The organism is Streptosporangium fragile (assembly GCF_039534445.1).
Taxonomy (GTDB): domain Bacteria; phylum Actinomycetota; class Actinomycetes; order Streptosporangiales; family Streptosporangiaceae; genus Streptosporangium; species Streptosporangium fragile.
Map to the genome: position 1 here is coordinate 36,524 of NZ_BAAAVI010000063.1, position 15,145 is coordinate 51,668.

The window sequence follows — 15,145 nt, forward strand, 5'->3', positions numbered from 1 at the left end:
GGCCGTGTTCGACCGTGACCTCGCCGAGGTGTACGACCTGGTGTACCGGGAGCGGGGCCAGGACTTCCACGGCGAGGCGGAGCTGGTGACCCGGCTCGTCCGGGACCGCAGCCCGCGCGCCGGTTCGCTGCTCGACGTGGGCTGCGGCACGGGGGAACACCTCAGGGCGTTGCGCGCGTCGTTCCCCCACGTCGAGGGGCTCGACCGGTCCGAGCCGATGATCGCGGTCGCCCGGGCCAAACTGCCCGGCGTCGACATCCACACCGGCGACATGTGCGACTTCGACCTCGGGCGGACCTTCGACGCGGTGATCTCCCTGTCGGCCGCCGTCGCGTACCTCCCGTCCGCGCGGGACATGCGGGCCGCCGTCGCGCGCATGGCGGCCCATCTCGCGCCGGGCGGCGTCCTGCTCGTCGAACCGTGGTACTTCCCCGAGACCTACCTGGAGGGGCACATCGCCGGCGACGTCCTGCGCGGGAACGGGCGCACCGTGTCGCGGGTCTCGCGGGCCGAGCGGCACGGCGAGGCCGTCCGGGTCGACAGCCACTACGTGGTCGCGGACCGGCGGGGCATCAGGCACTTCACCGAGACGCAGGTCTTCGGGCTGTGGCCCCGGGAACAGTACGGCCGGGCGCTCCTGGACGCGGGCTGCTCCGCCGAGTACATCGAGGGGGTGCAGTCGCGGCGCGGCCTCTTCGTCGGGCGGCGACAGCGGTGAGCGGTCAGTCGCGGCGCGGCCTCTTCGTCGGGCGGCGACAGCGGTGAGCGGTCAGCCGTCGAGCTGCGGCTCCTCGTGCGGGCGGCCCTTGAGCGCGTGGAAGCCGGGCGTGCCGGCCACCAGCAGCGTGCCGTCCCACAACCGGCCGGCCTGCTCGCCCCGGGGGACGCGGGAGATGACGGGGCCGAAGAAGGCCACCCGCCCGCCGTGGGCGCCGGTGACGGCCACCACCGGGGTGCCGCCCTGCCCGCCGATCGCGGCCATGCCCTCGTCGTGCGAGGCGCGCAGCACGTCGTCGTGGTCCGTCGTCTGCCCGGCCTCGGCCAGCTCCGGCGGCAGGTCGGCGGCGGCCAGCGCGTCGTGCAACGGGGCGAGCCACTCGTCGGCGCCGCGGTCGCGCCCGTGCGTCCACATCGCGGTGTAGAGCCTGCCGAGCCTCTCGGAGCCGTACTCCTGCTGGACGGCGGCGCAGATGCGCGCGGGCACCCACAGATAGCCCTCGGGGTCGCCCTCCGGATCGTCGTCCCGGCCCTCGTTGAGCACCGACAGGCTCATCACGCGCCAGCGCACCTCGACCGGCCGGACCTTCGTCACCTCCACCATCCACCGGGACGTGACCCAGGTGTACGGGCAGGAGGGATCGAACCAGAAGTCCGCGATCGTCTTGTCCGTCATCGTCTGATGTGCTCCTGATCCCGACTCGGACCGGTCCGCGGGAGCGCACCGTCCGATCCCCGCGGAATGGACGGTGACAAGCCTAGTCCCGGCCTCGCGTACCCGTCTTGAACATCTGCCACGGCCCGTCCGGTGACCTCGCGGCCGTCCGGTGACCTCGCGGCCGTTCGGTGGCCTCGCGGCCCGTCCGGCGCCCCCGCGGCCCCTGACCGCCGGCGTGGCCGTGGCGATTGCCCGGTTCAACGACTACGTAGTTCAGGGGACTACGTAGTTCAACGGATGTTGCCCGTCGTCGGCCGTTCCATGCTGTTGCCGTTCCCGGGCCGGAGCCGGTGCCGCGGTCGGGGAGCCCCCACGCTGCCTGATCACTCAGTGAGGAATCGTCATGCTCCATGCCGGTCCTGTCGACGCGCAGTCACCCGCTTCAGCGGTTCTCTCCCATGACGGGACGGCGGCACTGGCGTCCGGCTGGTGGGCGGCGGGCCTCACGCTGGCCGAGCGGCTCCGCCTGTCCGGACAGCCCGCGCGCCCACGGGAGGACGAACGCCTGGAGCGGGCGCAGCGCAGGCTGGAGCGCTGGAGGAACTCCCACGGGTTGGCGGAGAACGACCGGTTCGCCGCACTCCTGGCGGAGCGCGGACTGGACGCCGACGGGTTGCGCGCGCTGCTCGCGGAGGATCCGAGGGACCTCGCCGACCGGGCGGCCGAGACGGTGACCCGCCCGGACTGGGCCGCGACGGTCGAGGCGGTGCTGCGCACGATGCCCGCCGCGGAGCAGGTCCCGCCACCGGACGGGGAGCTGACCTGGCAGGCCGGTTTCGCGGCGGTCGTCGCGCCGTTCGTGCGCTTCACCGTGGACAGGTTCGCCGCCGCCGTACGCGCCGACGGGCTGGACGACCTGATCGACCTGCCCGCGCTCGGCCACCGGCTGGCGAACCAGCTGGGTGGGCATCTGACCGAGCTGGTCTCCCGCACGCTGGTCCTGGAACTGAACGTGCTGCGCGTCACCGGCCGGCTCCACGGTGACACGCCGCAGGAGCGCTTCCGGTCCTTCGTCGAGCACTTCTCCACCCGAGACGGGCTGACCGCGCTGATGGCCGAGTACGTGGTCCTGGCACGGCTGATCGCCCAGGTGTGCGACCGGGCGGCCGAGACGCACCGCGAACTGCTGGCCCGGCTGGCCGAGGACCGTGCCGAGCTCGTCGCCTCGGTCTTCGGCGGCGAGGATCCCGGTCGCCTGGTGGAGGTGAACATGGGCGGCAACGTCGGCGACGCCCACCAGGGGGGCCGGTCGGTGGGGCTGCTGCGGTTCGCCGACGGCAGGCGCCTGGTGTACAAGCCCCGGCCGCTGTCGATCCACACGCACGCCAACGACATGGTCCGCTGGCTGGACGAGCGCCTGCCCGGCTACGACCTGCGCACCCTCGCGGTCGTCGACCGCGACCGGTACGGCTGGGTGGAGTTCGCCGCCTACGACCCGGAGGCCGACATCCACGGCATCCGCCGCTTCTACCGCCGCCAGGGCGCCCTGATGGCGCTGCTGTACGCGCTCGACGGGGTCGACTTCCACTACGAGAACCTCATCGCCGGCGGCGACCAGCCGATTCTGATCGACCTTGAGGCGATCTTCCACCCGGAGGTCCCGCGTCCGTCCGGCGTGGACTGGGTGGACGAGGACCCGGCCGGCGTCGCGCTGGCGGGATCCGTCTCCCGCATCGGGCTGCTGCCCGTCGTGGTCTGGAGCGACGACGGCGAGGCCCTCGACATGGGCGGGGTCGGAGCGGACGCCGGGCAGACGATGCCGTTCAAGGTCGTCGACTGGGCCCGCGCCGGGACCGACGAGATGCGCCTGGTCCGTCGGCAGGCCGCCTTCCCCGGCAGCCAGAACCGCCTCAGCGTCGACGGCCGGATGGTGAACCCCGCCCACTTCGCCGATGAGCTGATCACCGGTTTCCGGGCCGCGTACGAGGCCATCGCCGCCGACCGCGCCGGACTGGTGGAGCCCGGCGGCCTGCTGGAGCGCTTCGCCGACGACGAGATCCGCGTGGTGATGAGGGCCACCCGGATCTACGGGACGCTGCTGGTGGAGTCCACCCATCCGGACGTGTTGCGCGACGCCCTCGACCGCGACCAGGTCTTCGACCTGCTCTGGGTGCTCGCCGAGAACGACCCGGTCCGCCGTCGGCTGGTGGGCCTGGAGCAGGAGGAGATGTGGGGCGGGGACATCCCCATGTTCACCACCCGGCCGGCGACCCGGGACGTGTGGAACGGGCGTGGGGTCCGGATACCCGGTGTGCTGGACCGCGAGAGCCTGACCCACGTGATCGGGAAGATCGGCGCGATGGGGGAGCGTGACCTGGCCCGGCAGGAATGGATCATCAAGGCGTCGATGGCGACCCGCCCGGACCAGGCGGCGGTCGTCGCCGGTCACGACGGGTCGCAGGCGACTCCCGCTCCTCCGGCGTCCGCCGGGGCGCCGGTGTCCGCCTCGGCGCCCGACCCGGAGCGGGTGGTCGCCGCGGTGCGGAAGATCGCCGACCGGCTGGTCGACACCGCGCTGACCGGCGGCTCGCGGGTGAACTGGCTGGGCATGGAACTGCTGCAGGAGACGAAGTGGGTGGTCAACCCGCTGCGGATGGACCTTTACAACGGCATACCCGGGGTCGCTCTCTTCCTCGCCCGAGCCGCGTCCATCACCGGTGAGGAGCGTTACGCCGACACGGCCCGCCGTTCCCTGGCGCCGTTGCCACGGATCCTCGACGCCCTGGAGACGGCGCCGCCCGGCGGCCCCACCGCGTGCGGGCCCTTCCACGGGTACGGCGGCCTGGCGTACGCGCTGACGTATCTGGCGCGTGACCTGGACGATCCCGGCCTGCTCGACATGATCGAACCGCTCCTCGCCTCGGCGACCGCGTCGATCCCGCAGGACGAGACGCTCGACGTCGTCGGCGGTGCCGCGGGCGCCGTCGGCGTGCTGCTGGCCGTCCACGAGGCGACGGGGCTGCCCCTCGCCCGGCAGGCGGTCGACGCGTGCGCGGACCGCCTGGTCGAGACCGCCCGGCCGCAGCCGCAGGGCGTCGCCTGGAAGGTGGGGATACCGGCCCTCCGTCCCCTGACGGGTTTCTCCCACGGCGCCGCCGGCATCGGCTGGGCGCTGGCGCGCGCGGCGGCGGTGTCCGGGGACGCCGGGGCACGGGCGCGGTACGCCGAGACCGCCCGCGCCGCCTTCGCCTACGAACGCGGCCTGTTCGACGCGCGCATCGGCAACTGGCCCGACTACCGGGACCTGCCGGGAGCGCCCTCCGGTGACGACGAGGCACCCGCCCACATGCAGGCGTGGTGCCACGGCTCGCCCGGAATCGGGCTGGCCCGCGCCGACCTGCTGCGCCGGGGCACCGCCGACGATCACGCCTCCTGGGCCGGGGAACTGGCGGCCGACCTCGACCTCGCGCTGGGATCGTTCACGGCCACCCGGCCCACCCAGCTCGGGCACAGCCTCTGCCACGGCGAGCTCGGCAACCTCGAACTGCTCACCACCGCGATCGCCGCGGGCCGTACGGACCTGACCCGGGAGCGTGACCTTCGCCTGGGCCTGGTGCTGGACCAGCTCGTCGCCGGTCCACGCTGCGGCACCCCGGCCGGTGTCCCCACTCCCGGGCTGATGAGCGGGCTGGCCGGCATCGGGTACGGCCTGCTGCGCCACGCCTTCCCGGAGCGGGTGCCGTCGGTGCTGCTCCTCGAACCGCCCCGCGGCTGATCCGCCCGCAGACGACCCGTACCGGACGCGGCGTGGCCCGCCGGAGCGCGCAGCCCACCGGTCGATCCGGTCGCCCGCCCAGCCCGCGGCCGCCCGGTCCCTCAGGTGATTCGCCCACCCCGCCCGCCGTTTCCGCATCCCGCCTTCCCGCCTTCCCGCCGCGAGGAGAAGCCGTGCGCCGCCGTGTTCCCGTCCGCCTCCAGATGACCGGTACCGAGTGCGGGGCGGCGTGCCTCGCCATGGTGCTCAGCCACCACGGCCGGGACACGTCCGTCTCCGAATGCCGGGAGTTGCTCGGGCCGGGACGCGACGGCGTCTCACCGGTCGGTATCGTCGCCGCGGCCCGGCGGAACGGGATGCGGGCCATCGCGGAGCGTGTCGGGGACCCGCTGGCGGCGCCGCTCACGCACCCCGTCATCGTCCACTGGGGCAAGAACCACTACGTCGTGCTGGAACGGGCCGGACGGGACCGGGTGCACGTCGTCGACCCCGCCAGGGGCAGGCGCGTCCTGTCCCGCGAGGAGTTCGCGGGGGAGTACAGCGGAGTGCTGATCGACCTCTCGCCCGATGAGGGGTTCGTCCGGCGCCGCACCCCGCTGCGGCAGAACGTGCTCCTGCGGTACCTGCGCGAGTTCGTCGGCGTGGCGGGCGGGCGCCGCATCCTCCTCGGCATCCTGCTCCTGGCCGGCGCCCTGCAGGCGCTCGGGCTGGCGCTGCCCCTGGCGACCCAGACGGTCGTCGACCACCTGATCCCCGACGGACGCCACGACCTGCTCGGGGTGCTCGGCGCCGCGGTCATCGGGCTCACCGTCATGCAGGGAGCGCTGACGTTGCTCCGGTCCCGGATGCTGCTCAGGCTCCGGGCGCTGGCGGACGAGCAGCTGGTCGGGCGGTTCGTCACCCACCTGCTCCGGTTGCCGCTCGACTTCTTCCTCCAGCGCAGCAGGGGGGACCTGCTGATGCGGCTCGGCAGCGTGTCGGCCGGCCGCGAGACGGTCACCCAGCACGCGCTGACCCTGTGCCTGGACACGATCATGCTGTCCGGGTACGTCACGGCCCTGGCCTTCCTCAGCCCGTGGTACATGCTGATCGTCGCCGTGCTCGCGGCCATGCAGGTCGGCCTGATGCTCAGCTCCTACCGCCGGGTCAACGTACTCTCCCAGCGGGAGCTGACCGCCCGCGCCGAGGAGCAGAACTACCTGGTCGAGGCGCTCCAGGCGGTGCTCCCGGTCAAGGCCAACGGCGTGGAGGGACAGGCGCGGCGCCGCTGGCGCGACCTGTTCGACGCCTACCAGGCGGCCATGCTGCGCCGCGGCCGGGCCGTCTCCTGGTTCGAGGGCGGCCAGGCGGCCCTCTCCTTGCTCGCGCCGCTCGCGCTGCTGTGGTGCGGGGTGTGGCTGGTGCTCGGCGGCCAGATGTCGCTGGGCTCCATGCTCGCGGCGAACACGCTGGCCATGTCCGTGCTCTCGCCTCTGATGGGCTTCGTGGGCATCGTCCAGCTGCTCTCCATGCTGCGCGGCCAGATCGAGCGCATCTACGACGTGCTCGACTCGGCCCCCGAACCCAGCGGCGACCGGGTGCTCGACGGCCGGCTGCCCGTCTCCGTGCGGGCCCGCGACATCACCTTCCGGTACGCGCCGGAGACGCCGCCGGTGCTGCGCGACGTCTCCCTCGACGTGCCCGCCGGGGCCAAGCTCGGCATCGTCGGGCGCACGGGCTCGGGCAAGAGCACGCTGGCGCTGCTGGTGCTCGGCCTGCTGCGGGCCGAGACGGGAACGGTCATGCACGACGGTGTGGCCATCGAGGAGCTCGACCTCGCCGAACTGCGCCAGGGATGCGGTGCCGTGCTCCAGGAGCTGTCCCTGTTCAACGGCACGATCCGCGACAACATCACGCTCGGCAGCCCGGACGCCACGGAGGACGACGTCGTCGAGGCCGCCACCATGGCCGGGCTGCACCAGGACGTGCTCAGGCTGCCCATGGGCTACCGGACCAGGGTCGGGGAAGGCGGGGCCTCCCTCTCGGCCGGGCAACGCCAGCGGGTGGCACTGGCCCGCGCGCTGGTCCACCGGCCCCGGCTGCTCATCCTGGACGAGGCGACGAGCCATCTCGACCCCGAGACCGAGCGGCGCGTCGACGCGGCGCTGTCGGCGCTGCGGGTGACCAGGATCGTCATCTCGCACCGGCTCAGCGCCGTGCTGAACGCCCACGAGATCGTGGTCATGGAGCAGGGCCGGATCGTGGCGCGCGGTGACCACAACGAGCTGGTCAACCGGCCCGGCCCCTACCGAGAGCTGTTCGGCCAGGCGATGGCGCCCGAACCGGCGCTGCCCGTCGCCCCGGCGCTGCCCGTCGGCCCGGCTCTCCCTTGACGGCGCGGCGTCCCCGCCGCGCGCAGTGGAAACACCCCCCAGGAGGAAATCCGTCATGTCGATCGAGAACAACCACGAACTGGCCAGGGCCTGGAAGGACCCCGACTTCCGCCGGGACGGCGTGTCCCACCCCTCCGGCGAGATGAGCTTCGACCTGGCGACCCTGGCCGGAGGAGCCGACTTCACCTCCGTGCCGTGCGCCATCCCCATCGTCACCGAGGCGATCAGTTGCTGGCCGGCCTGCCAGAGCTCGGCCTGGGCGGGCACCTGCATGGCCCCGGGGACCATCGGCTGCTGCAAGCCGCCCACCCAGGTCCCCGACACCATTTTCCACCCCGTCAACCCCTGACCGTCTCCGGTCCCGGCCGGCCTCCCACCGGGACCGGTGGGAGAGCGCGGCGGCTTCAACGACCATGGAAGGGAACAGTCATGTCCAACGATGAGATCGTCCGTCTCTGGAAGGATCCGGCCGGCCGGGCCGCCTCCGCCGACGACGTGGCCCACCCCGCCGGCTCCATCGACCTGGGGCTGGAGAAGGTCGCGGGTGGCGACCTCGTGCTGAGCACCGAGAAGCTGGCGAGCCTCGGCTGCTGCAACGGCCTCACCAGCTACGTGGGGTGCTGGGAGTGGACGGGTCACACCACCTGCTGGGCCATCACACTCGGCTGCGCGTGACGCGCCGGATCTCGCCCGGCGGGATCCGGCGATCGCTTTCCGGGCCGCACGCGGAGACCGTCCGCCGGAAGGCGGCGGTGCGGGCCGGTCCCGCCCGGTGACAGGGCCGGTCCGGCCGGGTGACAGGGCCGGATCAGCCGGGTGACAGGGCCCGGACCGGCCCGGTCCGCCTGCCCGGTGGCGCGGTGCCCGCCCGGCCCCGGCTGATGATCGCTCCGATGGCGGCTTGCGGGTGGACCGTGTGGCGGCGGCCGGGTGTCGCCACACGGTCCGGCCGGGGCACGTTCACGCCAGGGCCTCGGACATCCGGTACGCCAGCGCGGTCCTCGTGTTCACGCCGAGTTTCCGGAACACCCGGGCGAGGTGGGTCTCCACCGTCCGGGGGCTGAGGAAGAGCCGCTCCGCGATCTGCCGGTTCGTCAGCCCCTCCGCGGCGAGCCCGGCGATCTCCTGTTCCCGGCCGGACAGCTCCGCCGCCCGCCCGGGACCGCGGGTCCTCCGGGCACCGGCCCGGCGCTGTTCGCGTCCGGCCTGGTGCGCCAGCCAGGGGGCGCCGCACCGGGAGAACAGCTCCCTGGCACCGCCGAGCTGGCGTTGCGCGGCGTGGGTGTCGCCGAGTCTCGCGGTGAGGTCGGCGAGGATCATCCGCGCCAGGCCCTCGCCGATCGGGAGCGTCTCCGCGGCGAAGCAGTCCACCGCGTACCGTGCCGCGGCCGCCGCGACCGAGTGATCACCGCGAGCCCGCGCGATGACCGCCCTGGCCATGGCCACGGAGCCCAGCTGGGCCCGGGGCGCTCCCCGCTCCGCGACCGCCGCCGCCCGCACGTACCACTCCCAGCCGCCGTCCAGGTCACCGCAGGCGACCTCGGCCTGCGAGCGCAGCGCGTACACCGAGGGGGCGTAGGGGCCCAGCCCTTCCGGGCCGGAGCCGAGCCGCGCCGCCAGCAGCTCCCGGCACCCGGCCGGGTCACCGGCGAGGAGGCGCACCTCCGCCACAGTGTGGTCGGCGATGTTCCGCCACCACACCGAGCGCAGGCCGTGCCGATCACGCGGGGCCGTCGCCGGTGCGAGGGCCACGGCGGGGCCCTCCCGCCACAGCAGCGGCCGGGACTTGACCGCCCGGACGAAGGCACGCGTCTCCGCGCTGTCGAGGCGCCGGGCGGCCTCCTCCCCGTCCTCGGCGTCGGTCAGCGCCTGGAGCGTCAGGCCGAGCCGGGCGTGCACGACGGACCGGACCGCGTAGAGCTGCGGCACCACGTCGTCGTGCCCGTACCGGCGCGCGATCCGCAGCCCGCGCTCCACGTGGCGGAGCGCGTCGCCGTGCTCGTCCACCAGGAACTCGGCCCAGGCCAGCGGCGGCATCAACCCCAGGTCGGCGCGGAGCTCCGGGTCGGTGAGCGCGTCGGCGCGCCGGCGGGCCTCGGCCAGCAGGACGCGGCCCTCGCCGAACCGGCACCGGTACAGCTCGGCCAACGCCAGCAGTGTGATCGCGACGACCGCGCGCCCGCTCCGGTCGCCGGGGCCGGCCAGCCGGAGCGCCTCGGCGGCCAGTTCCGCCCCGCCGTGCCAGTCTCCCCGCAGCATGTCGACGGCGGCGAGTTCCACCAGCAGCGCGCTCCGCACGTCGGGGCCGGGGCCGGTCGCCCTGCTCAGCTCGGAGCCGAGCAGGGCGCGGGCCTCGGGCAGCCGGCCCAGTGCCCGTTCGGTGGCGCCCAGCCGTTTCAGGGCGGTGTACCGGTGCGGGCCGTCACCGGTGGCCAGCTCGTGCAGGATCGTCCGCGCCTCGTTGAACCGGCCCGACAGCCCGAGCGCCCTGGCCAGCTCCAGCCGGAGCCCGGCCCGCCGTTCGGCCGTCCCGGTGTCGTGGGGCAGCGCGCGCAGGGCGGCGCGCAGCCAGCGGGCGACGGTCGCCGGGGCGATGTCCGCGGAGTTCAGCGCGGCCGCGGCGAGCAGGTCGGCCCCGGTTACGTCGCCCGGCTGCACCGCGTGTTCGAGGTGCCGGGCGCGCAGCGACAGCGGCGCGTTCCGCCCGGCCAGGTGGTCGGCCGCGCGGCGGTGGGCGGCGGCGCGCCAGGACGGCCCGGCCATCTGGTACGCGGCGGCCCGGACCAGGGGATGGCGGAACCGGAACCGTCCGTCGGTGACGCGCAGCACGTCCCGGGCCACGAGCCCGTCCAGCGCCGCCCGCACGTCGTCCTCCGGCATCTCGGCGACGGACGCGACCAGGGTGGGATCGAGCGCGTCGGCGGTGACGGAGGCGGCCTGGAGAACCACGGTCAGCGGAGCGCCGAGCGTCTCCAGTTCGCGGGCGATCAGGACGTCGAGCCCCGTCCGCCCGCCGTCTCCGGACCAGGGCCCGTCGCGCAGTTCGTCGACCGCGCGCTCGGGCAACCGGCCCAGGATCTCCAGGTAGAGGGGGTTGCCCCCGCTGAGCTCGTACAGGCGGCGCCGGTAGGCCGGCGGCTTCCCGGGCACCAGCGATTCGGCGTCCCGCTGTGACAGCGGCCCCAGGGACATGCGCGTCACGGAGGCGGGAGAGCTCGCCAGCGATCGTTCCAGCAGCGACGGCAGGCGGCCGGTGCGGGTGGTGAGGACGGTGACGGTCGCCCGGGGCGGGCGGCGCACCAGATGGGCGACCAGTTCCGCGGAGGCCGCGTCGGCCCGGTGCACGTCGTCGAGCAGGAGCACCAGACCGGACGGCAGCGCCCGCGCCTCCAGCAGGGCGCGGGCCCGCCGGTGGACCCTGTGCCGCTCCACGCCGGTGGTCGGCCCGCCGTCCCGGGCCGGTGGAGTGCTCGCGACGAGCCCGGCGCGCAACCGGTCGGCGCACGCGGCCAGCTCCGGCCGGTCCCCGGCGTGGTCCAGGGCGTCCAGGACCAGTGCCCAGGGTGTGCCGTTCCCGATCTCCGTGGCCCGGCCCGAGAGCACCGGGACGCCGCCGGACGCCGCGACGGCCGCGAACGCGGAGAGCAGCCGGGACTTGCCGATGCCGGGTTCCCCGCTCACCACCACGCAGGCCGGCTCGCCCGTTCCGGTCGCCGGCCTCAACAGCTCGGCCAGGTCAGCCAGTTCGGCGCCGCGGCCAGGCAGGACGTCGGGTGTCGTGCCCGTCCGGCCCGTGACCGGTTCGCGTGGCCGGTCCGGCGGGACGTCGGGCACCCCATCCGCGGCCGGTCCGTGTGCGCGGCCAGGCGGGACGTCGGACGTCCGGCCCGTGGCGGGTTGGCGTGGCCGGTCCGGCGGGACGTCGGGTGCCCCGCCCGTCCGATCCGTGGCGGGTTCGCGTGGTCGGTCCGGCCGGGCCGTGAATACGCGCACGTCCATCGCTCGGTTCTCCATGCGTGAGGGAAGAGGGGGTGACGTCCCGCCACGCGGAGAGCGGAGGCGGGTTACTCGTCGGGCCGGGCGGCGCGCATGCGGCCGACCGGCGGCGGGTCGTCCTGGATCAGTGCCGTCTTCGGGGCGGGCAGCTCGTACATCTCGTACAGGCGGCGGCGGACGCGCTCCAGGGGGTACTGGTCGCGGTAGACGGCGGCTTTGAAGATGACGCCCTCCATGACGCTGCGGAGCATCACCTCTTCCAGGGCCGGGTCGGCCGCGCCGCGGGCCGCGAACAGCTCGCGCAGCCCGTCCTCCAGGCGGCGCACCCCGGCCTCCTGCCTGGCCTCCGCCTCCGCGAAGAGGCCGTGCGTGGAGGGGTTGATCACCAGGCTGAGCGTCATCTGCTGCACGGGCAGGGACTGGGCGACGGTGTGCAGAACGCCGTCGATGGCGGCCGCCAGCCGCTCGTCCGGCGTGCCCGTCACGTCGAGGATGCTGGTCACGCTGCTGATATAACGGTCCAGAAGCTTGTCCACGAGATTCTGCTTGCCCGGGAAGTAGTAGGTGATCAGGCCCCGGGAGACCCCGGCTCTGCTGGTGATGTCGGAGATCGTGGCGTTGTGGTAGCCCTTCTCGCTGAAGACCTCCAGAGCGGCGGCGAGGATCCTCTCCATCGACTGCTCGCGCATCGCTTCGTTGGCCCGCGCTGATCGTGGCGACACCCTTCCCCACCTCACTGGCTCGCGTCATGGCTCGTACGAGGCGGTGGCCGCCCTGCGTCCATTCTCGCGTGCGGCGCCCGGCGGGGTGCCTGGTAGCGGGGGGTCCGATCATGAATCTTCTTTCCTGACATGGTGCACGAAATCAGGCAGTCATCGGCGACAGGCATTGACTGTACATGCATCCAATCAAAAAACGATCAACTTTGGGAGGCGGAAAAGTGAACTAAGCCCGCAATCTGTGGTATGGAACGGTCCCGGTCGAGGTCACGGCTCCACATCCGGCGTCGGACGGCCCTGCTCCGGCATCGGACGGCTCGGCTCGGGCGTGAGACGGCCCTGCTCGGGTGCCGGGCGGCTCGGTTCCGACGTGGGGCGGTTCGACGCCGGTTCCGGTTCCGGTGCCGGGTGGCTCGGCCGGCCGCCGCGACGGTGCCGCAGCAGGCTCCGGACGAGGAACGCGACGGCCAGAGCGCCCAGAGCGATGAGCACGTAGACGTGGTAGCGGGCGATCTCGTCGTAGACCGCGCCGATGTGGGCGCCCGCCGTGTATCCCAGGATCGTCCACACGCCCGCCCACAGGACGGCGCCGAGGCTGTTGAACATCAGGAAGCGACGCCAGGGCATGCCGCCGGTGCCCGCGATGATGCCGTTGGCCTGGCGCAGCCCTTCGACGAAGCGGGCGACGACGACGACCTTGCCGCCGTGCCGGGCGAAGAACCTCTCGGCCGTGTGGAAGCGCTCCGGGGTCAGCAGGACATAGCGGCCCCACCGGTGGACGAAGGCCCGGCCGCCGGTGCGGCCGATCAGGTAGCCGACGTTGTCCCCGGCGACGGCGGCCAGCACCGCGGTCACCATGACGGCGGCGACGTTCAGCTGCCCGGCCCCCGCGTAGACCGAGGCGGCGATGAGGATCGCCTCCCCCGGAGCGGGGACGCCGAAGTCCTCCACGAAGATCAGTGCGCCGACGGTCAGGTAGCCGTACTGGTCCAGCAGCGGTGCCAGGTGGGCCAGCGGGCCCGGCAGCGGTGGGGCCATACGACGACCCTACGCCCGGTCGTCCCGCGGGCATGGTGGCCGGGGCGGGATCGACCTGCGAAAACGCCGCGCTCAACGGTCAAGACGGATGAGGCCGCGATCGGTCGTCCGCTGTCCGCCTCTCCCGGCGTTGGCGACTGACGGAACTGTTCTCGCTGTCCGGCTTCAAACCGTGTCGGGACGAGAACCGGGAGCGGAGATACCTGGCCGGCCGTTACGGCGCCGTTCCGATCGTCAACGACGGGCTTTTCGCTGCTGCGTGAAGCGCGGCGTGGCTCGGTCGGACTCGGCCTGTCCACGCCGTGCTTCGAGTTCCGGCTGATCCTTCACCATGTCGACTGCGCGAGGCCGTTCCAGTCGGCCGAAGACGCCAAGCGAAGGCTGAGAGAAGTCGTCCCCGCCCGGCGCGCGGTTCGTGGTCAGCTCCAGGTGGCGTTCTTGAGCACGGTCGCCAGGCCCGGGATGTCCCAGTAGTCCACCACCAGGATCTTCGACGTGGGCAGGAACCACTCCCGCTGGGTGAATTCGATGCTCCGCCACTTTTCGTGTGACGGAGCGCAGTAGGCGGGCCAGGCGGCGTACTTCGCCTTGTGGCCGGGCCCGATCTGGCGCAGGCCCCTCTTGGGCTTGCCCTCGAAGAACCAGAAGTCCTTGACGTAGTTGTAGGGGCAGTTCGGCTGTGCGAAACCGGGAAGGAACGGATTCTTGCCGCTGGGCAAGCCGTCGGCGATCGCCTCCGGGCCGAGCACCCAGAATCCCTCGCATCTCTGTGCGGGGTAGTAGGGCTCGGGGCACGAGCGGGTCGTCACGAGGTTCCAGTCTCCGCTGCGGTACACCCGCCAGCTGGTGGGGAGTTTCAGGTTCATCCCGCGGAAGGAGAAGACCTTGGCCCCCGACGCCGTCGAGCCCGTGGAGCCCCCGGCCGTCGGCGACGCCGGGGCGGCCGAGGCCGCGGCGGGGGCGGCGAGCACGGCGGCGGCGGTGAGGGCGGCGAGGAAAGAAGATCGTTTCATCACGCCGGGTAAGGTACGGGCCCCTACTTGTCGATCACTGGAAGACACTGGTGAGTCGCTCTTGGCGCCGGTCGTCCCGCCTGCGCTCGCCACCCTCCCGGACGCGGGCGGCTTCCCGGCCGGGGATCTCCTTCGGTCTGGCACGCTTCCCGTGGGCGGGTCGGGCAGGATCGCGACCCGCCCGGACGAGGCGACGTCGCCGTGCCGGAGAACGACGCGGCGCCAGAGCCGTTTCGCCCGCCGTTCCGGCCCGGTGTGCCTGGCGCCCCCGCCCGGCGCGCGATCCGCGATCAGCTCCAGGTGGCGTTCTTCAGTATGTTCGGCAGGCTCGGGGTGTTCCAGTAGTCCACCACCAGGATCTTCGACGTGGGCAGGAACCACTCCCGCTGGGCGAATTTGGCGGTCCGTCGTTCGCTGCCGTCCTGCGACACGCAGGAGGCGGGCCAAGAGGCGTACTTCGCCGTGTGGCCGGGCCCGACCTGGCGCAGGCCCTTGGTGGGCTTGCCCTCGGACAACCAGAGGTCTCTCTTGTCGAAGGGGCAGTACGGCTGATCGAGGGTGGGGGAGAAGGAATACTTGCCGGTGTAGGGCGTGCCGGTCTGCGGATCCCCGGCGATCGCCTTCGGGCCGAGCACCCAGAATCCCTTGCAGTTCGGCGCGAGGAACTCGGGCTTGGCGCACGCGCCGGTCGCCACCAGGATCCAGTCCCTGCCGCGGTACACATCTCCCTCGTAGTGCACCTTCCAGCCGGTGGGGATCTTCAGGTTCATCCCGCGGAAGGAGAAGACCTTGGTCCCCGACGCCGTGGAGCCCCCGGCCGTCGGCGACGCCGGGGCGGCCGAGGCCGCGGCGGGGGC

The 15,145-nt window shown here is 73.2% G+C and carries 11 protein-coding genes; 5 read left to right on the top strand and 6 right to left on the bottom strand.

What is annotated here, in order from left to right; all coding sequences use genetic code 11:
* Positions 1 to 4: 4 nt before the first annotated feature.
* Positions 5 to 718 carry a class I SAM-dependent methyltransferase gene (locus ABD841_RS31490; protein ID WP_344979382.1) on the top strand — a complete coding sequence of 238 codons (714 nt, stop codon included), beginning with the start codon at positions 5 to 7 and terminating at the stop codon, positions 716 to 718.
* A 51-nt stretch (positions 719 to 769) separates the two neighbouring features.
* Here ABD841_RS31490 and ABD841_RS31495 read toward each other — a convergent pair whose 3' ends face one another.
* Positions 770 to 1,393 (bottom strand): mycothiol-dependent nitroreductase Rv2466c family protein, encoded by a 624-nt coding sequence (locus ABD841_RS31495; protein WP_344979384.1) that lies wholly within the window; start codon positions 1,391 to 1,393, stop codon positions 770 to 772.
* A 385-nt stretch (positions 1,394 to 1,778) separates the two neighbouring features.
* Between ABD841_RS31495 and ABD841_RS31500 the strand changes: the two genes are divergently transcribed.
* The 4 genes from ABD841_RS31500 (at position 1,779) to ABD841_RS31515 (ending at position 8,197) form a co-directional block, all read left to right on the top strand.
* Complete coding sequence (locus ABD841_RS31500; protein ID WP_344979386.1) at positions 1,779 to 5,150, top strand: type 2 lanthipeptide synthetase LanM family protein; 3,372 nt, start codon at positions 1,779 to 1,781, stop codon at positions 5,148 to 5,150.
* A 173-nt stretch (positions 5,151 to 5,323) separates the two neighbouring features.
* A complete protein-coding gene (locus ABD841_RS31505) occupies positions 5,324 to 7,522 on the top strand; it encodes a peptidase domain-containing ABC transporter (protein ID WP_344979388.1) in 2,199 nt (732 codons plus the stop codon).
* Positions 7,523 to 7,577: 55 nt separating this feature from the next.
* Positions 7,578 to 7,871 carry a hypothetical protein gene (locus tag ABD841_RS31510; protein ID WP_344979390.1) on the top strand — a complete coding sequence of 98 codons (294 nt, stop codon included), beginning with the start codon at positions 7,578 to 7,580 and terminating at the stop codon, positions 7,869 to 7,871.
* A gap of 80 nt (positions 7,872 to 7,951) precedes the next feature.
* Positions 7,952 to 8,197: a hypothetical protein gene (locus tag ABD841_RS31515; RefSeq protein ID WP_344979392.1), complete on the top strand. Its 246-nt coding sequence runs from the start codon at positions 7,952 to 7,954 to the stop codon at positions 8,195 to 8,197.
* A 285-nt stretch (positions 8,198 to 8,482) separates the two neighbouring features.
* Here ABD841_RS31515 and ABD841_RS31520 read toward each other — a convergent pair whose 3' ends face one another.
* The 5 genes from ABD841_RS31520 to ABD841_RS31540 form a co-directional block, all read right to left on the bottom strand.
* Complete coding sequence (locus tag ABD841_RS31520) at positions 8,483 to 11,356, bottom strand: ATP-binding protein (RefSeq protein ID WP_344979394.1); 2,874 nt, start codon at positions 11,354 to 11,356, stop codon at positions 8,483 to 8,485.
* A gap of 230 nt (positions 11,357 to 11,586) precedes the next feature.
* Positions 11,587 to 12,240, bottom strand: coding sequence for a TetR/AcrR family transcriptional regulator (locus ABD841_RS31525; RefSeq protein WP_344979396.1), 654 nt, complete (start codon positions 12,238 to 12,240; stop codon positions 11,587 to 11,589).
* Between the two features lie 264 nt (positions 12,241 to 12,504).
* Entirely contained in the window at positions 12,505 to 13,275 is a 771-nt protein-coding gene (locus tag ABD841_RS31530; RefSeq protein WP_344979397.1) for a VTT domain-containing protein, read from the bottom strand.
* 419 nt (positions 13,276 to 13,694) lie between these two features.
* Entirely contained in the window at positions 13,695 to 14,288 is a 594-nt protein-coding gene (locus tag ABD841_RS31535) for a hypothetical protein (RefSeq protein WP_344979399.1), read from the bottom strand.
* A 290-nt stretch (positions 14,289 to 14,578) separates the two neighbouring features.
* The coding region (locus tag ABD841_RS31540; RefSeq protein ID WP_344979401.1) for a hypothetical protein at positions 14,579 to 15,145 on the bottom strand (567 nt) is incomplete at its 5' end.

Excerpts from the sequence above, each read along its gene's own strand:
- ABD841_RS31495 (WP_344979384.1), bottom strand. The coding sequence starts at position 1,393 with ATGACGGACAAGACGATCGCGGACTTCTGGTTCGATCCCTCCTGCCCG.
- ABD841_RS31530 (WP_344979397.1), bottom strand. The coding sequence starts at position 13,275 with ATGGCCCCACCGCTGCCGGGCCCGCTGGCCCACCTGGCACCGCTGCTG.
- ABD841_RS31535 (WP_344979399.1), bottom strand. The coding sequence starts at position 14,288 with ATGAAACGATCTTCTTTCCTCGCCGCCCTCACCGCCGCCGCCGTGCTC.
- ABD841_RS31510 (WP_344979390.1), top strand. The coding sequence starts at position 7,578 with ATGTCGATCGAGAACAACCACGAACTGGCCAGGGCCTGGAAGGACCCC.
- ABD841_RS31500 (WP_344979386.1), top strand. The coding sequence starts at position 1,779 with ATGCTCCATGCCGGTCCTGTCGACGCGCAGTCACCCGCTTCAGCGGTT.
- ABD841_RS31515 (WP_344979392.1), top strand. The coding sequence starts at position 7,952 with ATGTCCAACGATGAGATCGTCCGTCTCTGGAAGGATCCGGCCGGCCGG.